The 25,828-nt window shown below is 31.6% G+C and carries 24 protein-coding genes, 2 pseudogenes and 1 riboswitch; of the genes and pseudogenes, 6 read left to right on the top strand and 20 right to left on the bottom strand.

Going from position 1 to position 25,828, the window contains the following annotated elements; translation table 11 throughout:
* Positions 1-62: 62 nt before the first annotated feature.
* The 4 genes and pseudogenes from Q3V31_RS17600 to Q3V31_RS17585 form a co-directional block, all read right to left on the bottom strand.
* Entirely contained in the window at positions 63-914 is an 852-nt protein-coding gene (locus Q3V31_RS17600; RefSeq protein ID WP_016129572.1) for a Cof-type HAD-IIB family hydrolase, read from the bottom strand.
* A 177-nt stretch (positions 915-1,091) separates the two neighbouring features.
* Complete coding sequence (locus Q3V31_RS17595; protein WP_016129573.1) at positions 1,092-1,670, bottom strand: cysteine dioxygenase family protein; 579 nt, start codon at positions 1,668-1,670, stop codon at positions 1,092-1,094.
* A 112-nt stretch (positions 1,671-1,782) separates the two neighbouring features.
* A pseudogene (locus tag Q3V31_RS17590) lies at positions 1,783-2,649 on the bottom strand (cytochrome P450); the annotation flags it as partial.
* A gap of 93 nt (positions 2,650-2,742) precedes the next feature.
* The gene (locus Q3V31_RS17585) at positions 2,743-3,045 is read right to left on the bottom strand and encodes a hypothetical protein (RefSeq protein ID WP_016129575.1); all 303 of its coding nucleotides are present in this window, start codon (positions 3,043-3,045) and stop codon (positions 2,743-2,745) included.
* A 248-nt stretch (positions 3,046-3,293) separates the two neighbouring features.
* On the opposite strand from Q3V31_RS17585, the gene Q3V31_RS17580 reads away from it, so the two are divergent.
* Positions 3,294-3,815, top strand: a complete 522-nt coding sequence (locus Q3V31_RS17580) for a DinB family protein (RefSeq protein WP_000568385.1) — start codon at positions 3,294-3,296, stop codon at positions 3,813-3,815.
* Between the two features lie 218 nt (positions 3,816-4,033).
* On the top strand, positions 4,034-4,438 hold the full coding sequence (locus Q3V31_RS17575; RefSeq protein ID WP_050427109.1) for a PadR family transcriptional regulator: 405 nt from the start codon (positions 4,034-4,036) through the stop codon (positions 4,436-4,438).
* Between the two features lie 102 nt (positions 4,439-4,540).
* On the opposite strand, the gene Q3V31_RS17570 is transcribed toward Q3V31_RS17575, so the two are convergent.
* From Q3V31_RS17570 to Q3V31_RS17545, 6 genes are all read right to left on the bottom strand, one after another.
* Positions 4,541-4,696: a DUF1540 domain-containing protein gene (locus Q3V31_RS17570; RefSeq protein ID WP_000046092.1), complete on the bottom strand. Its 156-nt coding sequence runs from the start codon at positions 4,694-4,696 to the stop codon at positions 4,541-4,543.
* Between the two features lie 70 nt (positions 4,697-4,766).
* Entirely contained in the window at positions 4,767-5,399 is a 633-nt protein-coding gene (locus Q3V31_RS17565) for a Vat family streptogramin A O-acetyltransferase (RefSeq protein ID WP_016129578.1), read from the bottom strand.
* The gene (locus Q3V31_RS17560) at positions 5,389-6,672 is read right to left on the bottom strand and encodes an MFS transporter (RefSeq protein WP_090813496.1); all 1,284 of its coding nucleotides are present in this window, start codon (positions 6,670-6,672) and stop codon (positions 5,389-5,391) included. The genes Q3V31_RS17565 and Q3V31_RS17560 overlap by 11 nt, the downstream gene beginning before the upstream one ends.
* Positions 6,673-6,939: 267 nt before the next feature.
* A complete protein-coding gene (locus Q3V31_RS17555) occupies positions 6,940-8,175 on the bottom strand; it encodes a cytochrome P450 family protein (protein ID WP_000062098.1) in 1,236 nt (411 codons plus the stop codon).
* A gap of 160 nt (positions 8,176-8,335) precedes the next feature.
* A complete protein-coding gene (locus Q3V31_RS17550; protein WP_000282707.1) occupies positions 8,336-8,740 on the bottom strand; it encodes a hypothetical protein in 405 nt (134 codons plus the stop codon).
* A 148-nt stretch (positions 8,741-8,888) separates the two neighbouring features.
* Positions 8,889-9,893: a DUF1835 domain-containing protein gene (locus Q3V31_RS17545; protein ID WP_071734475.1), complete on the bottom strand. Its 1,005-nt coding sequence runs from the start codon at positions 9,891-9,893 to the stop codon at positions 8,889-8,891.
* 284 nt (positions 9,894-10,177) lie between these two features.
* Between Q3V31_RS17545 and Q3V31_RS17540 the strand changes: the two genes are divergently transcribed.
* The 3 genes from Q3V31_RS17540 (at position 10,178) to Q3V31_RS17530 (ending at position 11,437) form a co-directional block, all read left to right on the top strand.
* Positions 10,178-10,390 (top strand): hypothetical protein, encoded by a 213-nt coding sequence (locus tag Q3V31_RS17540; protein ID WP_000416582.1) that lies wholly within the window; start codon positions 10,178-10,180, stop codon positions 10,388-10,390.
* A gap of 237 nt (positions 10,391-10,627) precedes the next feature.
* The gene (locus Q3V31_RS17535; RefSeq protein WP_000052127.1) at positions 10,628-11,083 is read left to right on the top strand and encodes a MarR family winged helix-turn-helix transcriptional regulator; all 456 of its coding nucleotides are present in this window, start codon (positions 10,628-10,630) and stop codon (positions 11,081-11,083) included.
* 162 nt (positions 11,084-11,245) lie between these two features.
* Positions 11,246-11,437: a hypothetical protein gene (locus tag Q3V31_RS17530; protein ID WP_000369808.1), complete on the top strand. Its 192-nt coding sequence runs from the start codon at positions 11,246-11,248 to the stop codon at positions 11,435-11,437.
* A gap of 535 nt (positions 11,438-11,972) precedes the next feature.
* On the opposite strand, the gene Q3V31_RS17525 is transcribed toward Q3V31_RS17530, so the two are convergent.
* The 7 genes from Q3V31_RS17525 to Q3V31_RS17495 form a co-directional block, all read right to left on the bottom strand.
* Positions 11,973-12,740 carry a DUF3959 family protein gene (locus Q3V31_RS17525; protein ID WP_090813497.1) on the bottom strand — a complete coding sequence of 256 codons (768 nt, stop codon included), beginning with the start codon at positions 12,738-12,740 and terminating at the stop codon, positions 11,973-11,975.
* A 218-nt stretch (positions 12,741-12,958) separates the two neighbouring features.
* Entirely contained in the window at positions 12,959-15,340 is a 2,382-nt protein-coding gene (locus Q3V31_RS17520; protein WP_090813498.1) for an RNaseH domain-containing protein, read from the bottom strand.
* A gap of 327 nt (positions 15,341-15,667) precedes the next feature.
* Positions 15,668-16,357 carry a thiaminase II gene (gene tenA / locus Q3V31_RS17515; RefSeq protein WP_000144511.1) on the bottom strand — a complete coding sequence of 230 codons (690 nt, stop codon included), beginning with the start codon at positions 16,355-16,357 and terminating at the stop codon, positions 15,668-15,670.
* Between the two features lie 122 nt (positions 16,358-16,479).
* Positions 16,480-16,584, bottom strand: a riboswitch (TPP riboswitch).
* 73 nt (positions 16,585-16,657) lie between these two features.
* Positions 16,658-17,572 carry a D-alanine--D-alanine ligase gene (locus Q3V31_RS17510; RefSeq protein WP_329765677.1) on the bottom strand — a complete coding sequence of 305 codons (915 nt, stop codon included), beginning with the start codon at positions 17,570-17,572 and terminating at the stop codon, positions 16,658-16,660.
* Positions 17,573-17,576: 4 nt separating this feature from the next.
* A complete protein-coding gene (gene pdxR / locus Q3V31_RS17505) occupies positions 17,577-19,025 on the bottom strand; it encodes a MocR-like pyridoxine biosynthesis transcription factor PdxR (protein WP_000471635.1) in 1,449 nt (482 codons plus the stop codon).
* 96 nt (positions 19,026-19,121) lie between these two features.
* Positions 19,122-20,147: a homoserine dehydrogenase gene (locus Q3V31_RS17500; RefSeq protein ID WP_329765676.1), complete on the bottom strand. Its 1,026-nt coding sequence runs from the start codon at positions 20,145-20,147 to the stop codon at positions 19,122-19,124.
* A gap of 86 nt (positions 20,148-20,233) precedes the next feature.
* Positions 20,234-21,475 carry an esterase/lipase family protein gene (locus Q3V31_RS17495; protein ID WP_000517092.1) on the bottom strand — a complete coding sequence of 414 codons (1,242 nt, stop codon included), beginning with the start codon at positions 21,473-21,475 and terminating at the stop codon, positions 20,234-20,236.
* 280 nt (positions 21,476-21,755) lie between these two features.
* Here Q3V31_RS17495 and Q3V31_RS17490 point away from each other — a divergent pair.
* A pseudogene (locus tag Q3V31_RS17490) lies at positions 21,756-22,096 on the top strand (DUF3914 domain-containing protein).
* 65 nt (positions 22,097-22,161) lie between these two features.
* Here Q3V31_RS17490 and Q3V31_RS17485 read toward each other — a convergent pair.
* From Q3V31_RS17485 to Q3V31_RS17475, 3 genes are all read right to left on the bottom strand, one after another.
* Positions 22,162-22,833, bottom strand: a complete 672-nt coding sequence (locus tag Q3V31_RS17485; protein ID WP_329765675.1) for a lipoprotein BA_5634 family protein — start codon at positions 22,831-22,833, stop codon at positions 22,162-22,164.
* A gap of 66 nt (positions 22,834-22,899) precedes the next feature.
* Positions 22,900-24,831 carry an ABC transporter permease gene (locus Q3V31_RS17480; RefSeq protein ID WP_329765674.1) on the bottom strand — a complete coding sequence of 644 codons (1,932 nt, stop codon included), beginning with the start codon at positions 24,829-24,831 and terminating at the stop codon, positions 22,900-22,902.
* The gene (locus Q3V31_RS17475) at positions 24,806-25,576 is read right to left on the bottom strand and encodes an ABC transporter ATP-binding protein (RefSeq protein ID WP_000404268.1); all 771 of its coding nucleotides are present in this window, start codon (positions 25,574-25,576) and stop codon (positions 24,806-24,808) included. The genes Q3V31_RS17480 and Q3V31_RS17475 overlap by 26 nt, the downstream gene beginning before the upstream one ends.
* Between the last annotated feature and the right edge of the window lie 252 nt (positions 25,577-25,828).

Genomic DNA, 25,828 nt, shown 5'->3' with positions numbered 1-25,828 from the left:
GAATACCTTACCCCTAATAAAAAGAAAAAAGAATCCATTTGGATTCTTTTTTCTTTTTATATTTACATTACATATTTATATAAAGCATGTGCAACACCGTGTTCTTCATTTGATAAAGTTTCGAATTGACACATCACTTTTATTTCTTCAACTGCGTTCCCCATTGCAATTGATATATTTGCTTTTTCCATCATGGAAACATCATTTAGACCATCACCTATCGCTACAGTATTTTCAACTGGAATATTCAAGTGTTCTGCTAAAGTATATAATCCATTTCCTTTTTGAGCATCTCGATGATTAATCTCTAAATTATGCCAATAGGAAGATGTAATTGCTAAATCAGTATTATGCAGAAACGTTTCTTTTAACTTTTTTAATTTTTCTATGTCATAAGAAAATGGTAAAAGCTTATGCACATGTATATCAGTTTCTACAATTGGTTTACAACTTTCTGCACTATGAAATGCTGTATGTTCAAGATATAATGCTGCAATCGTTTCTAACTCTTTCAAGTCGAAATTTTCATTCGAATTCTTCACGTACTCGATTTCATTACGTACACTCTCTACTCCATAATCCGGTACGTACACACCTTTATCAGTATAAAGCTGATAATATAAACCATTCTCTTCAAGATAGTTCACAATCTCAAGTGCCTGCATATTTTGAATTGGATATCTCTTCATCATTTTTTTATCTTTATATATAAGCGCACCATTTTCCGCAATAATGGGACACTCTAAATTAACTTCTAACAACAATCGTTCAATATCGACGATAGAACGTCCTGTACAAATTGCTACAACATGACCCGCTTCCTGACATTTTCGAATTGCTTCTGCATTCTCTTTACTAATCATTTTATTCCCGGAAAGAAGAGTTCCATCTAAATCAATTGCGATTAATTTCATTATTTCTTCACCACTTTCTATAAATACACGAGTTCATAATAAACAAAAGGTATCGTTTTCATACTGATCTCATGAAGTACTCCTTATTTATAATTTATGAAAAGCGTTTCAGGTCAAGAAATTATTAAAAATAAAATCAAAAGCTTTTCTCTTTAAAGAAAAGCTTTTGATTTTAAACTATGAACTATAACTAATATATTTTGTCTCACACATATACACATTCTTTTCTGCAGTTGGGACATATACTTTAAACTTTTCTAAACGTTTTCCGTAAATATGAATTGTGACAACGCTTTCATTTTTAGCTGTTTTAAGAATATGACAATCAGCTGGTGGAATGACTTTATCTGTTTCTCCTTCTCCCAAATAAAGATTTCCTGTATGGGTTAAATGAACAAGTGAATTTTCAAGCTGCTTAGTTTGTATAAAGTTCTGTACCATTATCCTTCCTGAAAAAACGCCTTCTACTCCCCATGTGCCATCATGATCATGTAATGGTGTAGATTGTCCCCCTTTCCATACGAGAGCTAATACTTCAAAACGTTTTAATGGATCTTCATACAGTAAATGTCGTGCATATTGAGCCGAATTCGCCTTCTGTTTATCTAACGGAAGCCATGTTTTCTTTTCTAAAAGTTCTTCTAGTAATTTTTCAATCGCACAAACAATTTGATCTTCTAATAAATTACTATCAATTAAATCCGTTATAGATTTAATAAATGTTTGAAACGTTTTACTTCCATTACTCGTTAACATAAGCATCCTCCTCCACTCTTTTTCACACACTTCCATACTAAATAGCCCGCTAAAAATTTACAATTGAGAAATAAAAAACAAGGTACAGTAATTTTGTACCTTGCTGAACAGTTTATTGAGTTTTTAAGCAAATAGGTAAGAATTTCAAAGTTTGTTCATTTTCCAATATACATTTTTCTAAATTGAAAGATGAAGATAGCTCTATTTTTTCAAAAGCATTTATAAAGGTAGTTAATGCAATCTCGGCTTCTAAACGTGCAAGTGGTGCCCCTAAGCAAAAGTGAGGACCTTTACCAAAGGTTAAATGCTTTTCATTTCCTATTCGGTGTAAATTAAATTTAGCGGCTTGTGAAAACTTTTTCGTATCTAAATTTGCTGCACTTACCCATGCAACAATCATTTGATCCTTTTTCATAAAAAGTCCAAATATATTTGTGTCCTCTGTAATCCTCCTAGCTAATGTAACGGGAAAGCGATAGCGTAAAACTTCCTCAATCGCTTTTGAAATTAATGTAGGTTCTTTTCTTAACTCTTCATATATTCCAGGGGAATCCACTAAAAAGCAATAAAAGCTATTAATAATTAAATTTGTAGTAGTTTCATTACCTGCCGCTAATAACCCTAAAGAAAAAGTTACAATTTCTTCATCGGTTAATCTTTCGCCTTCATATTCAGCTCGTATTAAATCTGAAATAATATCGTCGGTTAAATGATATCTTTTCTCTTGAACAATTGGAAGAAGTTATGTTTTAAATTCATTTAACGCAATTCCTTTTTCCACATCCAAATCGTTAAATTTATCTTTACTATACGGCATAAATAAAATATCAGACCATGCTTTAATTTTTTTACGGTCAGTTGTTGGCACTCCTAATAAATCGGATATGACGGTAACAGGTAAAGGTGCAGCAAACTCTTCAACGATATTAACCTCACTATATTTCCCGATATGTTGTACAAGTTCATTTGCGATAGACTGATATGTAAATATAATAAAAAACGAATGATTAATAGAAATATTCTACGCCACTCGTTTTTTATCGGACTTCTTTTTACTGTACTTTTATTTTCTTTATGAGTTATTAGAAAAATAATTGTCTATATAAGTCTTTATTTTTTCAAAATTCTTTTCCATAAATAAGATTGCTGGTACTTCAATTATTGGAAGATTATTTTCATTATCAAAAGGTGGACACGGTTTGGGAACTACCAAATAGTCAACTGAGTTTTTATCCCCAATATAATTAATTGAAACATCATAATACTTAGAAAAATACTCCTTCAAATCATCATGATTCCTTAAAAATGGTAGAGAAAATATAGAACCATAATTTATACCAGCGTCGACAATTAATACAAAGCATATTTTTTTCATGATACACCCTCCTCGTATAATAAGTTTTAAGTTAATAACTGTTCCTTGAAAATTAAATAGTTTTTATCTTCAAGAGCTACATCAAAAAAATGATGTATGGGTAAAATTTAGTCTTGGATAAGGTAACACTGATAAAAACAGGTTTCCTTTTTCTTTATATTCAATTAAATCATATCATTATTTTACATGAATTTCCATATTTTATTTTATTGGTAAACTTATGCTTAGCATGAATTGGAGGGATATATATGATAGATTATAGAATAATTTCAAGAGAAAACTATTCAAATAAGATTGGAGAGCTTGTAACAATGCTTGAACATACAAGAGATGTTACATTGAGCGAAATCTCCAATTTAAACCAAAGTGATTTAGATTTCTTACCAAACGGTAGTTCAAACACTATTGGTTCTCTCTTATCACATATTGCAGCGATGGAGTTTGTTCATCAAGTTATCTCGTTTGAAAAAAGAGATTTAACTGAAAGTGAATATCTAAAGTGGCGAATTTCTTTAGAACTTGGAGACAAAGCAAGGGAAGGAATAAAAAAGCAATCTTTAGATTATTATTTGAATGAATTATCACAAGTTAGAGAAAATACACTAACATATCTGAAATCAAAACAAGATAGCTGGTTATTCGAGGAAAACAAGTGGGATAATGGTGTGCCTTATAATAATTACTACTTGTGGTTTCACGTTATGGAAGACGAAATTAATCATCGTGGACAAATAAGAACAATTAAGCGATTGATGGGAATGAATAAATAAATCTTATTCAACCAAAGGGTGCTTTACTTGAGAAAGTCACTAGAAGAGTCAAATGATAACTATGAACTGCCCCCAATTGCTAGGTTTTGTTTAACAATTAGGGGCAGTTCATTTATAGCGCATAGGTAATCAGCTTTTTGTTAATCATGAGGTAGATATTTTTAACTAAAAAACCAATAATGGAAATATATTACAGCTTATGACCCGTTTTTACACGTATCTCGGCTGAACCCCATAATACACTGTATCCCGCTCTTCGGCGCTTCGAAAATATGGGTGCTATAACGAAAAAAATACATAAACAAGTCGGAAAGCCAAACCGAAATATGTACGACATAACTGAAACAGGAGAAGGAATTTTTTATGAAATGTTAAGAGAGTTTTCCGAAAAGATTGCGACAAATAACGCTGAATTCCTTGTGCGTATCGCGCTATTTGAGAAACTTGATTACGAAGCTAGAAAAGAAATTTTAACAATACGCCAAGACGTACTACATAAACAGCTTACTGCTATTCAATCTTTACATGTTAGCTCATCTTTTATTACAGAAGTCATTGAATTTAGTAAATCACGTATTGAACATGAATTGCTCTGGATTACATCACTTATGAAGAAAATATGAAAAAATAAAAAGAAAAGTTAAAAACAATGAATGAAAATGAGATTTATTATCAATACTATAATTAATAAAAGGGCAACCACGATTTGGCTACCCTTCAAAATTTTATATTTCTGGATCGAAAGTTTTGCAATCTGTTTCTTCAGTTGTAGATGCATGTTTCCCTTTATTACTTACTACATAAATTGCATCTGCACTACATTTATTGCCGTTAGCCCAAAATTTACAGTTGTTTACTTCACATAAAACGTCTTGTGCCATAGTATCACACCTCCTTGTTCTATTATCATTAACAAAATTCGGAGGTATGATACTCTTTGTCATGCATTTTTTATTCCCTTTTTAACTTTCTTAATGGTTCAATATCTCCTTGTACAATAGCATCTATATTCTCGGTTATTTTTTCAATATCAAAATGCCACCATTGAATTTGCAATAATTCTTCTATTATTGTATTTGTGAATCGTTCCTTTATTTTATTTGCAGGGTTTCCGCCCACAATTGTATATGGTGCGATATCTCTAGTCACAACAGATTTAGCTGCAATGATTGCACCATCCCCTATTTTTATTCCGGGCATAATCGTTGTATCCATACCAATCCAAACGTCATTTCCTATAACTGTATCACCTTTGTAAGGTAAATCAGACAAATTAGGTGTATACTTCTCCCACCCATTTCCAAATATATTAAATGGATATGCCGAAAATCCATCCATTCGATGATTCGCTCCGTTCATAATAAAGGTAACTCCATTTGCAATACAACAAAACTTTCCAATGGTAAGTCGATCTCCAAGAAATTCATAATGATGTAATACTCTATCTTCAAATGTTTCTCCATCTTTCGCATCATAATAAGAATAGTCACCAACAAGTATATTAGATTTCGTTATTGTATTTTTTATAAAATGGACGTTTTGATTTCCCTCAATGGGGTATTTAACATTTGGATTAGGATTCATGTTGTACAGCACTTCCTTTACTATTCATTTCACTTTCTACCGCTACTACTGGCTTTAAATTGTATATAGGTAAAATAAATAATAATCCAATTATAAATAGTAAAGCTGTGCCTTCATACATCGTACCTAATGAGAACACTTCTTTTAATGAACCAGCTACACTCATTGTTACTACCATTGAACCGGTGAATAGTGGACTTAAAATGCCATTTACACGACCAATAAAATCAGTATGGCTATTTTGAATAATGAGCGTATTAATACCTATTTGGATACACGGAAGAGCTAACCCACTAAAAAGTTGTGCTGTAAGTGTCACCCATAAATTTTCCGAATAACCTATAATACCAATGCCAATCGCCTGGCCGAGCATCCCTACAATTAACATCTTTTGCGGTGCAACATTTTTCGCAAATACCATCGCTAAAGCTCCGCCAACAATCATTCCTGCACCATTTACTGTTAGTAACCATTGTAAACTCTCTTTTGATAGCCCTAACTGCTCAGTTACAATAAATATACCTAGTGGCTGAATTAACCCAATACCAAGTCCTGCTGCCATAAAACAAAGCCCTAGCAAAGTTAATGCTTTTTTCTTTTTTACGTATTTAATACCGTCTAGCATTTCCTGTAATAGAGTGATTTCTTTCTTCTCATTTTCATTCTCAAGATCTTTCGGAAGTAATAACAACACAGTTGCTGCAAGTAAAAAAGCGATACCTGTTATGATGATTGAAATATAAATTCCAAAACTATGAAAAATAAATGTTCCAAGAATCGGTCCTAACACCATAAAAATTGCAAATATTGTTTGATATATAGACATCGCTAATTGAATTTGTTCCGTTGATAAATGCTGTTTAAACAACTTCATACCAGATGGTTGAGAAAACTGCGAAAGGATTGCAGAAATAAGCGTGACAAAAAACACGATTTTCCACGTTCCAAACATAAGAGTAATTAATACAGCGAATACGGAAATAGAACTTAACGTCTCACACCATATCATGGTCTTCTTTGGCTTCCACCTATCAGCAAAAGTTCCACCAATGAATGAGAAAATAAAAATGGGAGCAAATTCAGCAACCGAAATCATTGAAATAGCAAAAGCATCACCTTTTGTCATTTCCATTACATACAGTAATACCGCAAAGTTTCGAACCCATATTCCAATTTGTAAAAATAATGCTGATGCAAGAATTCCTTGCACAAACCGGTTTTTTAATACTTGTGATACCCCATTGTTTTGTTTCGTTACTACATTTGTCGACATAAAAAAGCCTCCTATTTCATGTTCTGAACAGGAGGCAGCACAAATCATATAAAAAGACTATATATTCGCAGAGCGAAATACATCCCTTTTCTATAAATGTACAGACTAATCCTATTCAGAAGAATATTTCGTTTTTTAACGAAGATCTCTTACAAATAGAATTAGTTGATCATTGGGATGTTTTCACCCTTCCGTTTCGAATTTAAATAACACATACATACTCTATGTAGAACATTTTTGATGTATGCATGTCTCAAAACAAATATTCTAGAAGGTTAACGGTAATTCCTCTAAAGAACGCATTAAATAATTACCTTGCCATTTAATTTCTTCACGATTCCCTTTTATTTGTAGTTCAGGCATGCGTTTTAACAGCGTAGTAATAGCTATCTTTGCTTCTAACCTAGCAAGCGGAGCCCCAAGGCAGAAATGACTTCCATGACCAAATGCAATGTGACGGTTATTCTCTCGTGTAATATCGAATACTTCTGGCTTTTCAAATACTGTTTCATCACGATTTGCTGAAGCTAATGAAATAATAACCATGTCACCTTTTTGGATTGTTTGGTCGTGAATTTGAAAAGGTTCAGCCGCCCATCTTGCAGTTGTAACCTCAACTGGAGAATAATAACGCAATCCTTCTTCAATTGCAGAATCAATTAATTTTGGATTATCTTTTAATAACTGTAATTGATTTGGATTTTCAAGAAGTGCTAATACCGTATTCGTAATTAAATTCACTGTTGTCTCATGTCCTGCTACAATTAATAACATGATCATTGAATATAGCTCTCGGGCACTAAGTTTATGCCCTTCATTTTCTGCAAGTATTAACGCACTAACCAAATCTTCTTTTGGATTTTTTCGTTTTACATCAACTATATATTGAAGATATGTAATAAACTCAGATAGTTGTTTTTCGGTTTCTTTTATTTCTTCAGGTGTTTCTGGCGATGCAATGACAGCATGCGACCAAATTCTAAATTTCGCTTGATCCTCTTTTGGAATTCCAAGCATCTCACTTATTACAATAATCGGTAGTGGGAATGAATAATCATCCACAAGATTTAATGTACCTTTTCGCTCTATCTCACTTATTAAATCATCCGCTACTCTCTGAATTCTTCCGTCTAATTGTGAAATCATCTTTGGTGTAAAAGCTTTTTGAACTAAAGATCGTAAACGACTGTGGTTAGGTGGGTCCGAATTTAACATGTGCGTTGTTAAATGATCACTATTGTCAACGGAAAGATACATGTTCTTTGTATCTTGAGGAAACACATTTGCCTGATCTTTTTTTAAGCGATTATCTTTTAAAAGTGGCAGAGCATCTTCATATCTTGTAATGAGCCATTCTTTACCAATTTCAACTTCATTTACAAATAATATAGGCTGCATTTTTCGCGATTCTTTATAAATTTCATATGCATCTTCTTTAAATTGAGCAGAAGCTAAATTAATGCCGTCCTCTATTCTTAGCCCCACTTTGTTTTTCATTGACATTGTATTCCCTCACTCTCATTTGATTTTGAAAACCAACCCAACATTTGCATTATACTCCAATAAAAACATGAAAATTGTAAATTTTTAATTAAAATCTTACTTCGTGTATTGAAAAATAAAAAAGTGAGAGAGTAAAATCATTCTACTCTCTCACTTTTCTTTATGCAAAGCACATAAAATTACTAATTTGTTGATATCGATAACTTACTTTACGACGGCGACCACCTTGCCAAGTGTAACCTGATACCCCATTTCTTCTTACTTCCGTCGGAAAGAACCATAAGTCTCTTCCGAATGGACCAGGACGATGCAAACGTAAATATCCCCATCTTCCTAGGCAGTTACACATCCATGATTTCATATTACCTGCTTGTGCAGGAGAAGCAAATGTAGACGGTAGCGACGGAGCTTGTGACGGTGGTGGTGACGTTGGAGCATCTTCTGCATCATCTGGTCGGTAATCTTCTAGTTCAACTTCTCTAACTTCGATATCAGGTTCATATCCGTATTGTTGTGGATTATAATACACCGTTTGATCATATGGATAATTTTGTTGGTTATACATATTAATAAATCACCTTCTTTTCATTCATTACCTTTAACATTCATATGTGATATGACACCTATCTGAAGCTTATGTATAGCCCAAATTCAACTAAAAAAAAGCTTGTAGTTTTAAAACTACAAGCTTTTTCATAAACGGAATGTATTTATTATTTTCTCAACTTCACACTATAAAAACGCATTTCTTCTAGTGAACCTTCAAATTCAAATACATCTTGATTAATTAATGCTTTCAAGCGGTATTCTAAAAAAGTATCCCCTACAAGTTGTTCGACATGACCAAGCACTTCCCCAATTACTCTCGGAGCTTTAAGGAAGTCTTTATCAGCACCTATTCTTTTTGCGCATTCAATCATAAATGGATCAAAATAGTCTTCTTCCACTGAATGTACTTCATTGTCTTTCCAAATTCTTAATAACTCTGTGCTATTCGATAAACTATCCCACTCATGTTTAAACTTTTCTCTAGTCTCTTTAGTTAAATACGATAACTCTGCAGAATTTTTTAAGAAAGTAGCTAAACTTTCGGGCGGCAATTCACCAGTTCCACGTATATCATATTCTTGTTTTAATATTTCTCTACTCGCTTCAGAGGTATTAATTATACGAATATTTTTCTTATCTTTTAATTGAGCCATTACAAAACAAAGGCCTACATGTTCATGTGCGTTATTCGCCTTCCAGATGGTAATTGGTGTTTCATTTGGAATAGAATGTAGCTCTTCTAAAGTTTCTATAAAATTCAGTAGATATTCCTCTTCAAAATAACCATCATAAGTAGTTAGATTGTTTAATAACCATTGCTGTCTTGCAAGTTGTCCCTCATTCATATGTAACTTGTTTATCGGTCCAATTGAAAAGAATTCCGAGAATGATACAACACTCTCTTCAAATAGTTCTTCTTGACTTAACATATGTTTTAAACATCCGCCTGTTGATTCATCGAAAGTGATATGAATATGTGTACTTTCTTTTACATTCTTTTTATAAGATGTATTACTCGTTAGTTGCTTAGGTATACTTATCAAGTGTTTAATCTTATCTTCACTATAGTTTTCTTCTAATAAATCTAATTGTATAAGAATGCTTTGCAGTAAATGTTTTGCTTCATCTTCGTACATGTCCTCTACAGCATTTTTGATTTTATCTATCATGTAAATCCCTCTATTCATTACTAAAATAACGTAGATTATAGTGTATCATTTTAGTAATGGTGTTTTAAAGGTTTTTATAGATAAATCTAATTATAACTTCATATTAGTACAGTGATATATTAGCGTTAATTTATGATTATTTCGTCTAGATGTTAACATTTCAGTACACTTTTTCTATTACACACCACTTTCACAGTATTTTTTATTTATTTTTAAAAGGCTTTGTAAATCTATTTATTTGAATGTATATTTATATAGAAGGTAAAATCAAAGGAGCAAGATCTATGGAGAAAGTACATACTTATTACAAATATTATTTAAAAAATTGGAGATTTATATTCATTTGCATATTACCTGCTGTTTCTTTATTATACACTTTCGATTTTATCTTTGAACTACTGTTCCACCAAGATTTCTACTTGTCTAATTTAATATCTGCCATAATATTATTTTTATTATTTATTAATATTAAAGATAAGTTTCAAGTCAAAGATTAAAGGAATTTATGATAACTTCTGTTTTAACTTTGAATACTTTATTTTTGAAAGTGCTTTGCTTTATCAAAAGGTGATGCGATGTTCATCACCTTTTTTTATTTCTACAAAATGAATTTTTTATTAGGTTTTTTATCAATAGCGTTTATTGACTTTCCCTACAATTTGATTCAAAATAAAATAGTTCAACAATGAACAATATCGAGTTGGATTATTTTAAAATGAAAGGAAGTTATTACTTTGAGTCTACATAAACAAGGTATCAAACAAGCCAGTGAAATTGTTCATTCATTTGTAAAAATAAACAAAGAAATTATAAAATTTACTCATCAAAACGCTTCTACGTTAGGATTAACAGTTCAACAAATGGGCATCTTAAATTCAATTTATGCAACTCCTAATACTACTCTTAAAGATATCTCAGAACGCCTTTCAGTTCCTAAAAGCACAATGAGTGTAAATGTAGATGAGTTAGTTAATTTAGGATTAATTGAGCGAAAACAATCACATGAAGATCGTAGAGAAATACAATTAAAAGTAACAACACAAGGACAAGAAATATCTAAGAAATCCATTGAAAACTCGACTTCTTATAAAGCAATGGGACTAGCACTAGAACAACTATCTGAAGAAGATATCCAAACCTTATTACGTATCCATAATGACTTACTAAATTCTCTACAACATTTTAAATAATTCGTCTCAATCATTTTTCAAAACCAATCTAATTTTTTGTTTTTCATTTATGAAACAGCTAGCTTTTGCTAGCTGTTCTTTTTATGGTTCTCTTGAGATTAAATGACTAGAACAAGCATACCTTGTCATATGTTTTAAAAAAAGATAAGGGACGTGACAACATTGGATAACAATAACAATCAATTCGTTTTTCATACAATAAAAAGTTCGGCAATTAAAAAATTTGTAATTATCGACTTAATTACTGGAACAGGAATTTATTGGACCGTAAATTTCATCTCTTCAAGTGCATTACTTGCAATTATTAGTTGTGTTTTGGGAACAAAAAAAATAAAGAAAATGCAACAGTCTTAAAACTCCAAACAAAAATCTATCTGAACAAAATGAAATTCCTATAACAAATCGTTATGTTTCTGCTTGCAATCTTTACAGTAGTTTTTGAATTGGTGTCTTTCCTTTTTAAATGTGCCCTTATATTTCTTTAGAAACTCATCATCCGACATAACTTTCACGTCAACGGTTTCAAGCATTTTCTTCATCCTATTTAATTTCTCTCATTCCGTTTCCCTTCACTTGTCCACTTCTTCTTTATCTTCCCAAATCGGTATTTTTTTCTTGTCCACCTCTTTTTTCGGTTATATATCAAGGTATCTATCCAACTGGTGTAACTCTTCACCAGTTGGGCACGCTTTATTCATTAGCTGAATGACTGTAATAACAACGTCTATCTTTTTACTCGATGATATATGTAACTACTAGTAGTTTATATATTTCACTGGATAATTGCTTATAAACATGTGAGAGATAAAAAAGCACACAGAGGAATATATAAAACCCCTTAATGATTTATCAATTCTACGATAAATCATTAAGGGGTTAACTAATTTTACTATGCATTATGCCTATTTCTTCGACGTTCCATCCTTGTTTGTCCTTGGATAGCTTCTACTTTATATTGCGGTTCTTGCTCTATCATTTGATTTGATTGAGCCGGTTCATCATAATTACGCTCATAAATTGTTTCTGGTGTTTTTCGTTTAGAAGATTTCCCACCAAACTTTAATAATTTTAACTTAAACTTTGGTAATCTAGGAATACGAATTTTAAATGTTGGCTTGTTGCGTTTCTTTTTCTGTTTAAATAAACTAGTATTTTCTTTATTAGCACCTTTCTCTTTACGGTGCAATAACATCGCAAGTAATCCACCTAATATAAGTCCTCCAACTAAAAGGAGAATATATAAGTAATGGCCTGTCATTAAACTCATCATACGCTCAAGTATAATTAATGACTGTACTTCTTTTATATCCCATAGTAAAGCGGCCCATAATGAGAATAAGCCCAAAGTAAGCCCGTATGTACGAAAACGCAATATACATGGAATTAACGCAATACAAGCGGCGATTTTCGCGTTCGCTATTATTGAATTTGTTGAAATATCCTGATTCCAAATAACTAACAGTAATGTAATAAATGGCGCATACGCTATCCAGCTACATATTCGTGAGTACATCTTTTTAGCAAAGTAACTTCCAAAACTAGTGAAAAATAATAATCCTCCAATAAATAAAGATTGTTCTAGAGGGACTTGCTTCATAACACCTGCAACCGGAAAGAGGCCGCTCAGTATCATTAATAGCACATCTAATTTCTTCACAATTCCCCATTCCTTTCAAATTCTTTTTTCAGTTTCGCAAAATATAAAGTTCATACTATTTGAAAAACCTTTGTGATATTTCTAAAAAACATCTTAATCCTGAAAGTAAATAAAGTAAATATGAAAACGAAAATATACATGACAAATCATATCTATATTTACAATAAAAAATGACAAATCCTGTTTTATTATTACTAACAGGATTTGTATACTATCATTTATATTAATATCAATCCATCTTCTTTTTCCATAATTATTACATCTTCATCTAATTCATCATCGAATTCTTTAAACTCCCTTGAATCAATATCGGTAGTATAATTTTTTATTAATTTAACCATATGCATTATGTACGTATTATGAATATTTTGTTCTGAGAGCAAGGTTGATTTACAGCACATGTAATGTATCATTTTGGCGAGTTCTTCCCTCTCTTCAAATTTTACACCAAACGGGATAATTTCGAGTATACACTGCTGTGCTATCGCATTACAATTTAATTCGTAAGCAGCCGTGCTATAGTAAATTCCCAGTTGATCTACAAATAAACTCGTTTCATCCATAACATATTTTTGATCTCTAACAATATAGTTCGGTACATCTGAGTTAGTATTAATTCTAATTATTTTTATATCCTCTTTAAAATTTGAGATTATTTCAGGTAAAACCTCTATATTAACGCTTTCATTCTGCAATTCTTTTATCCAATGTTTTCTCATATTTGCATCTACAACAAAATAAACTTCTTTGTTTTGTTTATGTGCATCTTGTAAAATTTCAACTAATGTTTCTGATATAAATTGTTTAAAGTGGGCCCCTATATCATTCCTTTTTGATGGTTGTGGTAAAAACACTTTATTATTACCTATATTTAATAAAGTATGATCAATTGTATCCCATTCTTCTTGACCATATAATTTATATACTATTTCTCTCCCATTTATTTTTGAAAAAATAGGTAAGAAATCAAATTTAGACATTTTTTCAACTGATAAATTTACAATTATACCTGGTAATTTTATCTTATTCCAACTACGCTTTAAGAACCCATTTTGCTCTAACAAACTAAGAATAGCGGTAATAATTTCTTTTTTAGATACACTTTGTCCAATAAATAAATTAATAAAAGCTGAAATACGTTGTGTTCGAACGAATCCTTCCCTAATAATTTGCTTTGGATTAATTTTTTCACGGCCATTAAAAGTTTTTAATGCAATTAATGCTAGTTTCATTTCATTTTGCTCTCCTGCTGTAGCATGTACCGCTTTTACAACATCGTCTACAAGTTTCTTTTTATTTTTATGGCTATATTGCATTCTATATGGATTTTGTAATACTTTTTCAATGTTATATCTTACTATTTTTAACAACACCGGATTGTCTGCATTTAATACATAGGAGGAATCTCCATTTTGAGCTAAAACTATTTTGCTATCTAATAACGCTTGTTCTATCTCTATTACTATATCATCTGACCATACTTCTAACGTAATTGAGTCTAATCCCTTTGGGGTAAGTAAAGGTAATAACTCATTCTCATTATTAGTTAATACATTTTCACATTCAGGAATTAATGTAAAATATGGGAAGGTTAGTTGGAATTCATTTAAAAGCTCCTTTTTTTCTCTTACTTTTATACCAAGCTTTATTTTTGTTCCTTGAACTTTATATATGTTTTCGTTATATGGAAGAAGCACTCTTTTATTTGTTCCTCTAATATACTCTTTCGGACATTGGAGAATGTGTTCTAATTTAACTTCTCCCCCTATCCTATACTCATCTTTTAAATTTCTGAAACGCTTAATCCACTTTATTCCTTTTTCAGCTTGTTGCACTTTTAACTTTACAAATCTTTTCTTTTTCTTATTTGATTCAAATTCAGGAGTTGAAATCAGTATTTGGCTTCGCTTTCGTCCTAAAAGTATAGAAATATCTTTATGGTTATATTGCTGATAAAACCGTCTAATCCCTACTGATACTTTTAATAGTGGAATATTCTCACCTCCACGAGTTATGTATTCAAACCGATATACATAAGCGAAATAATCCTGTGTTTCGTCATCTTTAATTGGCTCAGACATCGCCTCAGAAACATGTTGGGATCGCAGTGGTGAAAAATATACTTCTTCATCATTCTTATTTTTCATAAGTAAAGGCTGTTCGCAAAAGATATGTGTAATTAGAGCTGGTACCCATTTAGAAAACGTTTTTTTATCATGTAATACTGGTAAATTACTAATTAAATCATACTGCCATTCTAAATGTGGTGGATCTATTAATTTATTCGGTTTCCAATCATGAATAACCTCATACCAACTTTGGAAAATATAGTCTAACTGCTCTTGGCTCATTGGTTCTTTTGCTACAATCCAAGGTGTATCTTCCTTTAGTATATATGGATTATGCTGAATGAATAATATATCAGAAAACATATCATACAATCTTTCATTTACAAGTTTTAACTTACTCGTTAATAAAAATGTTCTATAATGTATCTCTACAATCTCAAGCCATTCAATAGGAAAGTAAATATACGATACTTTCTCATTATAGAGGGGGTCTACTATATTTTTAAATGTTAATAACTGTAATTTTTCCATATTAGTAATACTTCCTCTCTTAATTAATATTGATCATGAATAATACTAGTAAATTCACCAATATTTTTAAGCATAAACAATTCAAATTTAAACGAAGCATATTTCGGGGAATAATTAAATTAAATTATTATAATAATAAATTACAAAAAACTAAATTAATAAAAAGTTACCATTAACATATAACTACCCCCTTATGTCACTTCTTATATTATAAAATCATTATAAAAGATTATTCGGTTTTATATCTATAATTTACAAAAAATTTACATAAATTAAATATAAGAAAAGGTATCGCCTCTTTATATAGCGATACCCTTTCTATACTCTTTATTTAATAAGACCTTTAACTCTTTCATTCACCGGCCATTTTTCTAGTGTATATGCCATTTCCCAAAATGAATATTCATATTGACTACTAAAAATAAAATGTTGTCTCATACGATTACGGTCTGCCTCTGTTACTTTTTCAGCGATCGTATCTAATCGTGTGATTTGCTCTTCTACTAGCGTACGGAACCAATCCGATCCATATGCAGAAATCCATTCTTGATAAATCGGCTCTTCTGGTTGACATTCTTTTAATCGTTCACCGATTTCATAATATAACCAATAACAAGGTAAAATAGCTGCAATAATATCTCCTAAATGCCCTTCATAAGCTGCACGATACATATGAGATGTATATGCATATGCAGTTGGCGCAGGAATAAAATTATCTTTTTCTTCTTTCGTAATCCCTAATTTCTTCGCGAAATTCTCATGCAATGATAACTCAGCTTCATATGTATTTTGTGCATGATGCGCCATGCGTGCTGTCGTTTCTAATTCAAGAGCCTTTGCAGCACCTAACGTTTGTACTCTAGCAAAATGACTTAAATAATATGAATCTTGAAGCACATAATAACGGAAACTAGCTAAATCTAGCGTTCCTTCTCCTAGTTTTTTTACAAATGGATGATTAAAACTTGCTTCCCAAATTGAATCTACTTCTTTACGTAATGATTGTGAAAAAGTCATTTAAATCCCTCCAATAATTTATAAAATATAAGTATTTATCCCATTTATTAAAGCTGTAAAATAAAAAAACTTTCTTTACAGGCGTAAAGAAAGTGAAATTGACAGTATTTATTCAATAAATAGCAACGTCTTTCCCACTTCCCTACGCTGGCATTAACCAGATCAGGTACTAAGAGTCTCAAAATTAAATTTGATCTCAGCCTATAAAGGCCCCCCTAGTGGATAAATATTTAGTTGTCGTATTGTAATTATCATAGCATACTTCGTAGAACTATCAAAAGTTTTAATTCTACAAATATCTTAAAAACCTTCTTCTTTCCTTACTTTTAATGAAGTTTCAATTATCATATCTAATAGTTTACTATAATTAATTCCAGCCGCATCTGCACTTTTTGGTAGTAAACTTGATTGTGTCATCCCTGGTAATGTATTAACCTCCATTACATATGGAATTCCATCCTTCACCATCATATCAACCCTTGCATAAACACTACATTTTAATGCTTTATAACAAGCTATTGACGCTTTGTTTACACGTTCTTTAATTTCAGCTGGAAGTTCAAGAACTTCTTCAATTGTACTAACATCATCGTATTTTGCATTGTAGTCAAAAAACTCAGCTGCATGTTGAATTGAAATGATAGGTAACTGTTTACCATCAAAAATTGAACATGTAATCTCGTCACCTTTTATATACTTCTCAATTACTACCTCAGAATCCCATTCAAATACTGTTTCCAGCATTGAGATTAATTCATTTTTATCATTGACGATCTTAACTCCCACACTTGAGCCACCAGAGTTAGGTTTTACCACTAACGGAAATCCTATCTTATCTAACTCTTCAAGCTTTAGATCTTCCATTTTTGTGAGTTCAATCCAATCTGGTGTTTCTACTCCTTCATAACGCAAAATCTTTTTCGAAATATTTTTGTCCATACATATACCGCTTGATAACATATTGCTACCGCTATAAGGAATACCTAAACTCTCTAGCGTTCCTTGAACTGTACCATCTTCTCCGTACTTTCCGTGTAATGCTAGCAATGCAAAATCAATGTCTTTCGCTTTTTCAATTAAATCCATTTTTTCATTTAACGTAATTGGAACTATTTCATACTTACTCTTATCTAAATGTGTAATCATTTCATTCCCAGTCATAATTGATACTTGTTTTTCAGAGGAGACTCCTCCCATAATAACGCCAATTCTCATTTTCTCAACTCCAAGTTTCATTTTTTAATATTTCACCAATTATTTGAATCCCGCTAACAATTTCCTTTTCTTTCAAACGTGAAAATCCTAATCGGAATGTGTTCGTTCCTCCTCCATCAGAGTAAAAAACATCTCCAGGAGAAAACGTAACTCCTTTCTCATAACACTTTTGTAAAAGTACGCGGGCTTGAATTTTTTCTTCCAACTCTATAAACAAATGAAGTCCACCATCTCCAGTCATTCTTTTAAACGGAATGTACTGATTACACGCCTCAACAGCTAACTCATATTTTTTCTTATAAACTGATCTTGCTTTTTTTAAATACTTTTCAAAATATCCTTCATGTAAATATTGAAACAGAACAGCTTGATCTAACGTTGATGTGTGAATGGTTCTTGCTCTTTTTACACTTTCTAAATAATGAATGAGCTCTTTATCTGCAATGATCCAACCTACACGTAAACCAGGGAAAAGTACCTTTGAAAAGCTACTAATATAAATCACATTATTACCAGCCCCAGCAAAAGTTAATAATGGCGCTAAATGTGAACCCGAATAACGTAATTCCTCATTAAATCCATCCTCTATAATAGGAATCTTATATTTTGAAAATAATCTCATCAATTCCGTTCTTTTCTCCGAACTCGTAACAATACCCGTTGGATTATGATAAGAAGGGATTAAATATGCGAAATCAAAATCCTTTTCACGCAAACTTTTTTCTACTTCATTCGTATCAATACCATCATCATTCATATTAATTCCATGAACTTCAAGTCCATGTAAGCGAAATAGCTTCAATGCAGCATGATGAGTTGGATTTTCACAAATAACACGCCCTGATTTTTTCGATAACGAAGATAATACAATATCTAATCCTTCTGTAAATCCATTTGTAATTAAAATATCTTTGTTCGAAATATCTACGCCTTTCATTTCCATGTAATGAAGTAAATAATTCATTAACGGTCTATAACCTTTTGCATATCCGTAGTTCAGTACGATATCCCCTTCAATGGACATGCGAGTAAGAAAAGCTCTTTTGAAATTTTCAACATCAAATAGCTTTTCATCCGGTGCTATACTATTAAAAGCAATCATTCCTTTTTCCCAGCGAACACCATGTTTCATTAAATCTAATTCATCCGCTAATGCGGTAACTGTATTGAGTTTATTTTTCCAATCTATTTCAACAGACGAAGTGTTAGAAATATCAACCTTCGCAACAAAATTTCCTTTTCCTTTAACTGCATAAATGAGTCCTTCTTGCTCTAAATCCGCATAAGCAGCGAGTACTGTATTTCTGCTCACAGATAGTAATTCACTCAGTTCCCTTGTTGATGGGATTTTTTGGTTCCCTAGCAAATGTCCCTTCATAATCATCTTTTTTAAATAATCTTTCAGTTGAATATAAACAGGACGATCTTTCACAACTTTAAAATCTTTAAACAAATCCTTACCCCCTGCAATCATTTTTGCATATTTATTTCATTTTCAAAAGGTCCACTACATATGTGTTTTTTATTAATAGCGGTACGGTTATAAAACCTATAAATCCTTTCGATATAAATTGATTACATCTTTCAAAGCTGATGCGGCTGCCCCTCTTGGCTTAGAAGCTCCACCAATTGTAGTAACTTGCCCCATTGTATCTGTAAAGAACGTGATTCCTTTTTCTGTCCCATTTACTTTTGCTAGCGGATGATCTTTATCTATTTCGCACGGTTCAACATTTAGATTTACATTGCCTTCCTCATCTTTATGCGCCGATGCTATTAATTTAATAATTTTATGTTGTTCCTTAGCATTTCGAATTTGTTGTTTTGTAACGTGCTCGATTCCTTTTATATGTATATCTGTAAGTGTATACTCTACTCCCATTAAACTGTTTGTTAAAAGTAACAATTTACATGCACTATCTGAACCACTTACATCTAACGCTGGGTTCGTCTCAGCAATTCCTTTATGTTGTGCTTCTTTCAGTGCTTCTTCAAACGTAATATCTTCCCCATACATTTTCGAAAGAATATAATTTGTTGTTCCGTTTAATATTCCCTCTATTTTTTCAATATTGCAACCAGCTAAACTAAATTGCCCAATATCTAGTGTCGGTAATGCCGCAGCAGTTGCACCACTATATCGAATTCGTACATTTGCGATTTTTGCTGCTTCATTTATTTCTCTCCAGTTTGTAACAAGTGCACCTTTTGAAATTGCTACTATATCCATATGTTTCTCAATCGCTTGTTTTATATATTTCTTTCCCGGATTTCCATCTTTAAGATTTGTAACTGTTGATTCTACTAATACATTACCACTTATGCTATTTGTTGCACGTTCTTTCGGGTGATGTTCTATATACTTTTCAATTGCTGCAGTACCGCCACCATACGTTAATAAATGATGAATAGATAAGCCTTCTTCATTATGTATTGCAATATTTCTACCTAATACGCCACTTACCACTAAATCTATTCCATATGTTTCATTTATATATAAATATTTTTCATTTAATAATTTTATAAACTCTCTTCCTACTGTCCCGTATCCTGATAATACAATTTGAATTTTCATAATATCCCCCCATATTTTTATACCAAATCCCTCTTTCAATATAATATAAAGCGCCCTCGAATTCCATCGAGAGCGCTTTATATTACCTATTTCGGTAGACGTGATAATTTTCCAGCAATTGTTCTATAAAACTCTTGAATGTTAGAAAAACCTAACGTGTCTGAAACACTAAGCCCTACCATATCAAGATGATCCCAATTTGCTTTCGTTTCGATATGATTCCATTTTCCAACCTGTAATAACTCATTATTATTTACAGTAGCATTAGAAGATGGTGCAATCATAGAATTTGTATTTACTACACCATCGTTTTGCCACCAAGAAGTATCTATTAATGGCCGGTTTTCTTCATATCTTGCATAAGAGCCTAAGAAGAATGCATTCCCCATTAGCACTTTATTCATCGTTATATGCGGTAGATGCAAACCTGTTATAGGTGCTGCTTGCGATGCATGTCCACTATAGGATAAGTAATATACATCCGATTGCGTCTTTACCCAATTATTTAACTCCTTTGCTCCATCAGTACTTAAATCCCATTGACTTATATCTTTTGTATTTTCCCAAATTGAACTATTTAAAATACGATCAGTATATTGGAAAAAGGACTCTCCAGTATTCTTTTTTATACCCCATTGATCCAATTTAAAATCATATAATGATAAATTATTGTTTCCACCTAAACTTGCAGCTGTAATGAGTAAATCTTTAACGAACGGCAACAGAAGACTTCCGTCCGCGAGTGTTGTACCGTTGTGAGGAGTTGCTAAAGTTGTAACACTATGAACATACGATTTACCACCTTCAAATAGTGGTGATATCTTTGTGTTCGGATGATTTTTCACATAATCTTTTTCTCCATAACTTCCTTCTTTTAATAACTGCACTAATGTTCTTGTCGTTTGTCCACCCATGCTATGCCCAACTAAATGAACTTTATTTGTTTCACTCCAATTCGGTGCAAATCCACTATAAATTCTACCAAAACGATTATGTCCATGTTTCTCAGCATGCGCCGCGCCGTAGTCTACTGTTCCACCGTTTATTTGTGCATATAATTCACATGCACGGTCCCAGTTACTAGAAACTGGCCCAACAGCTGCAGTATGTACTGTATAACCATTTCTTTTTAAATCTTCTTGTATATCATTAACACCACCCCAATATTTTACCCCTAGCATTTCCTCTCTACCCCATCCAGCAAATCCATTCACTAAAATGATAGGATAATTATTTTGTTGTCCCTCTTCAGCGTATGTTGTTTTTGCTGCGAATGAACAAACAGTCACAAATGCGAAAAAACATACTCTTAAAAATAACTTCCCCATACTTTCTCCCCCTAATAAAACGTTTACATTTTCCTATTAAAAAAATCTACACAATTAGTTTGCAACTTAAACATAATGTAAAGTATTTTATATACGTTGTATATATAGAAAACATACACAAATGTTGATAAATATTAAATCAAGTAAGCATTTACTTTTTATAATAAAACTCGCAAATCCAATTATTTGAATTTATAATTAAATATAGTTTCCTCATGTCAAATGGATTTAAACAATCATAAGAAAACTAATTTCATTGCTTGAAAAAGAGGGGAAAACCATGCAAATCGGATTAAACATTCATACATTATCTCAACCTTCTAAAATAACCCATCTAATCTTGAGCATAATACTATCTCTTCTACTAAGCTTGAAGATAAGAAATCTAATAATCTAATCAAATTTGATATTCGTACATCTGAACAAGAAATGAAACAATGAGATCATAAATTTAGCGAATTAGGCTTATGGAAAATGGTAAAAGACAAAGGTGTACCTTTATGGATCATACTTGAAATGCTACAAAAGGCTCGTAAAGAGAAGGAAACTCGAGATAGTTCGGTTCAACATTCAAATGGTATTGAAGAAACGAGCGAGACACGATTAAATGAAGTAATGTAAGTTATTTAAATGGTATTAAAAAGAGTTCGAGGTTGATATAGTTTCTATCAACCTCGAACTCTTTTTTAAGATTTTTCTCCAATCGTTACAAACTGGAATGACGCTTCCCCTATATAATCTTTAATTAACTTTTCTACTTTTAATTTTTCATTTATCAATGTATTATCTGTCGACATTTTAGGTTTTTCATCACCTAAAGACTTTTTCAAGTGGAGAAGGTGCATTTTCGTTTCATTTGCTTTTATTTCTTTATACACACTATCTTTTGCTACAATTACATACGATTGGTTTGGATACTTACGAGTGTTACCTATCCAAGCATCACTACCGTATTTAACAGCAATCTCCGTTCCTTCTAATTCAATACTTTGCAAATTTTTTCCATCTTCATTTGCAAACAAAAGCGATCCTTCTTTTGGTAAATTAGGTAACGTATCTATAGGTCTAAATTTGGATCCATTCTCTCTTTTACGAAAAACCTTTGTTTTAATCAACGCTTGCGCTGTGGATTCATTTAAAATTAATACTTGTCCTATTCCGAATGTATCTATTTTCACAGAAAACACTTCATTTTCTTTCGTAATCTCCTGATAACGATTAATAATTGGTGAAGTATAATTTTCCTCCCCAATAATTAATACACCGTTTGCTGGAAATCTATTTTCATTTTTAGAGCAAGCACTAAAGCTTATTAAAAGTATTATAATTAACATAAAAATGGTTAATGTTTTTTTCATCACAATTCCTTTCATAATTCATTTCTTTTTTATATACTTTTGTGTAATCTTACAAGCTGATATACTCTATTGCTCCATAGTTTTATAAAGCTTTTGTAAATAACGCCAACGTGTTATAAAGAAATATAAAGCCTGTATACATATAAATGAAATTAAAATAACGATAGAGCTATTTAAAATAGAAAAATCGACTAATTGTTGTAATGCGGTATAAGCAACTACAGTATGAATCACTGCAACAACAATCGGTAAGAAAAACATTAATACTAACTGCCTCGTTACAACTTTTTTTAACTCTCGTTTACTTAATCCCATTTTTGAAATCATTTTATATTGCTGTTGATCACGATCCAAATCAGTATATAACCGGAAATAAATAAAACTGGCAGCAAATGTAAAGAAGACGATTCCAACTAAAACACTTGCCATAAGTAATAACCCATTCGTTTGTTTTGCACGTAACAAATCTAATGTTAGAGCTTGAAAATGGAAGTCTCTTTCTTTAACATCTTCACTAAATATACTATTTAATTGATTTGAGATCTCTTTCGTTTTCAACCAGTCATCTACAACAAATCCGTAAGTACGATCTTTAACAACTATATCATTCTGATTAACATTAAAAGGAATTCCATCATATATATGATCTTGAACAGCAATATAAATACTACTAGAATCATGTGGTAAAACTAAATTTTCTAGAGCTTTTTTAACACGAAATGTCTTTGTCCAATCTCCTTGAATGATTTCAATATTCTTTTTATAGTCACCATTTTTAAATTCTTGTTTCTGCGATACCATTCCAGGTATTAGTAAAATTTCATCTTCTTTTTCAATCGTTTCTTGTTGATAACCGAGTGCTCTCGCAAGATCGTTATATTCACTTAACTTCATTACATATACGCTACTTTCTGTATATATATATGAAGATGAAGCCATTCGATATGGAATATTAGCATCAGAAAGGTGTTTTTTTATAATAGAAAGATGTTCGTCCACCATTTTGTCTTTTTCAGGCCCTATATATAGAAATGTATATGGGTTTGTCATCCTTACCAAATCTTTATTTCCAAGAGCAGCTGTCGTGCCAATTGCTGTAAAAGCAACCGCTGAAATAATAGATACAATAAAAAACATCGTTGCATTATCTTTCATACGGTATATTAATTCTGAAAACGTTAATATGTTGGTTCTTTTTAAAAAGAAAGATTCACTCCTTTTAGCAAGGTGCAATATATATACGCTACACTGTGTATATAAAAAGTACGTGCCTATAATTACTAAAAGCACACCCATTCCGAGCGTAATAAAACTATAATTTGAGATAAAGCGAAATACTAAAATATAACCGTATCCTATACTAAATAAAGAAAAAAGTGATAATAAAATTGACGATTTCGGTTCAGGCTTTGGCTTTTCACCTGCTTGCATAAGTTCAACAAGTTCTGTTACTTTAACCGTTTTAAATGTAATTAATGAAACGATTAAAAATAAGAAAAGAAACGTGATAACTGTTAATAATACAGCCTGTACTGGTATATAAAAAGGTAAACCGTTACTAATCATTAATACACTGGCGCTTATTAATAAAACTAGTTTAGAAAATACGAGGCCGATAAGAATCCCAATACAAATTGAGCCAAGTCCAATTAACATATTTTCAATTAACAATAACTTTTTAAGCTGTCTCATAGACATACCTTGCATCATTAAAATGCCAAATTCTTTCTTACGCGTTTTTAAAAACGAACTCACTGAATATAAAATAAAGAAAAATGAAAATACAAAAATCAAACCTTGCGAAACTTTAAATCCTAATGTACCAAATGCACTTATTGTTGCACTCGTCGACTGTAACTCACCTTGTAAATCAGGATGAAATAATAAAAGAGCGTACGTAAAGAAAATCATAATTGAAAATGCACTGCTTAAAAAGTGAGCTGCATATATACGCTTATTGCGAAAAATATTATTAAATGCGAACTGACGAAAAGTCATGCCTTTTCCCTCCTAACAAAGAAAGGACATCCATAATCTTTTGATAAAATGCTTGCCTACTTTCACCACAATAAATTTCGTTATATAATTGACCATCTTTTATAAATATAACTCTGCTGCAAAAACTCGCTGCATACGGATCATGAGTCACTAACATCATCGTAGCTTTTTCTTCCTTATTTAGAGTATCTAACATCTCCATTACATCATTTGAAGATTTAGAATCTAAATTCCCTGTTGGTTCATCTGCAAGTAATAATTGTGGCTTATGAACAATTGCACGAGCAATTGCTGTTCTTTGAGCTTGGCCTCCTGATATTTCAAACGTTCTTTTATTCAATATATCTGTAATATTTAATTTCTCTGCGATTTCTTGTACGCGTTTGTTCATTTCTTGCACAGAAACGCCATCTAATGTCATCGGCAATACGATATTTTCCTTCACTGTAAGCGTGCTAAGTAAATTAAATGATTGAAAAACAAACCCTAATTGTTTCCTACGGAATAAAGCTAAATCTTCTGATGATAACTGGAAAGGATTTGTACCGTTTATTAATATTTCTCCTGAGGACGGAGAATCGATAGTAGATACCATATTTAATAATGTAGTTTTCCCGCTACCTGATGGTCCCATAATCCCTATAAATTCACCTTCTTGAATTGATAAATCAATATCTACCAATGCTTTAAAAGGTACTTTCCCTTTATATACTTTACTAATACTTTTTGCATGTAAAATTTCCATTTCTATTCTCCCTTCATTTGCACTTCTCACAATAGAGTGTAAATGAATTGTCTTAATGCTCATATTGATTCATCTTTCATTTATCTTACACGCTTGTAAGATTTCTAAAAAAACTGATAATGAAAATGTTTTCCAACTAAAATTAACGCATAACTATCTTATAATAATTGTATAGTGGTAGAAAATACAATTGTATATCAAATCTTTATTATATAAATGCAAAAAAGCTTAGAGTATTAGCTCTAAGCTTTT

Source organism: Bacillus nitratireducens (genome assembly GCF_036320425.1).
Taxonomy (GTDB): Bacteria; Bacillota; Bacilli; order Bacillales; family Bacillaceae_G; genus Bacillus_A; species Bacillus_A nitratireducens.
The sequence above is the reverse complement of the archived record's forward strand: the minus strand, read 5'-3'. Positions and strand labels throughout refer to the sequence as shown.

Excerpts from the sequence above, each read along its gene's own strand:
- Q3V31_RS17510 (WP_329765677.1), bottom strand. The coding sequence starts at position 17,572 with ATGAGAATTGGCGTTATTATGGGAGGAGTCTCCTCTGAAAAACAAGTA.
- Q3V31_RS17560 (WP_090813496.1), bottom strand. The coding sequence starts at position 6,672 with ATGTCGACAAATGTAGTAACGAAACAAAACAATGGGGTATCACAAGTA.
- Q3V31_RS17540 (WP_000416582.1), top strand. The coding sequence starts at position 10,178 with ATGGAGAAAGTACATACTTATTACAAATATTATTTAAAAAATTGGAGA.
- Q3V31_RS17570 (WP_000046092.1), bottom strand. The coding sequence starts at position 4,696 with ATGGCACAAGACGTTTTATGTGAAGTAAACAACTGTAAATTTTGGGCT.
- Q3V31_RS17550 (WP_000282707.1), bottom strand. The coding sequence starts at position 8,740 with ATGTATAACCAACAAAATTATCCATATGATCAAACGGTGTATTATAAT.
- Q3V31_RS17480 (WP_329765674.1), bottom strand. The coding sequence starts at position 24,831 with ATGACTTTTCGTCAGTTCGCATTTAATAATATTTTTCGCAATAAGCGT.
- Q3V31_RS17595 (WP_016129573.1), bottom strand. The coding sequence starts at position 1,670 with ATGTTAACGAGTAATGGAAGTAAAACGTTTCAAACATTTATTAAATCT.
- Q3V31_RS17580 (WP_000568385.1), top strand. The coding sequence starts at position 3,294 with ATGATAGATTATAGAATAATTTCAAGAGAAAACTATTCAAATAAGATT.
- Q3V31_RS17555 (WP_000062098.1), bottom strand. The coding sequence starts at position 8,175 with ATGTCAATGAAAAACAAAGTGGGGCTAAGAATAGAGGACGGCATTAAT.
- Q3V31_RS17600 (WP_016129572.1), bottom strand. The coding sequence starts at position 914 with ATGAAATTAATCGCAATTGATTTAGATGGAACTCTTCTTTCCGGGAAT.
- Q3V31_RS17495 (WP_000517092.1), bottom strand. The coding sequence starts at position 21,475 with ATGGGGAAGTTATTTTTAAGAGTATGTTTTTTCGCATTTGTGACTGTT.
- Q3V31_RS17485 (WP_329765675.1), bottom strand. The coding sequence starts at position 22,833 with ATGAAAAAAACATTAACCATTTTTATGTTAATTATAATACTTTTAATA.
- Q3V31_RS17475 (WP_000404268.1), bottom strand. The coding sequence starts at position 25,576 with ATGGAAATTTTACATGCAAAAAGTATTAGTAAAGTATATAAAGGGAAA.
- Q3V31_RS17520 (WP_090813498.1), bottom strand. The coding sequence starts at position 15,340 with ATGGAAAAATTACAGTTATTAACATTTAAAAATATAGTAGACCCCCTC.
- Q3V31_RS17585 (WP_016129575.1), bottom strand. The coding sequence starts at position 3,045 with ATGAAAAAAATATGCTTTGTATTAATTGTCGACGCTGGTATAAATTAT.
- Q3V31_RS17500 (WP_329765676.1), bottom strand. The coding sequence starts at position 20,147 with ATGAAAATTCAAATTGTATTATCAGGATACGGGACAGTAGGAAGAGAG.
- tenA (WP_000144511.1), bottom strand. The coding sequence starts at position 16,357 with ATGACTTTTTCACAATCATTACGTAAAGAAGTAGATTCAATTTGGGAA.
- Q3V31_RS17545 (WP_071734475.1), bottom strand. The coding sequence starts at position 9,893 with ATGATAGATAAAATCAAAAATGCTGTAGAGGACATGTACGAAGATGAA.
- Q3V31_RS17565 (WP_016129578.1), bottom strand. The coding sequence starts at position 5,399 with ATGAATCCTAATCCAAATGTTAAATACCCCATTGAGGGAAATCAAAAC.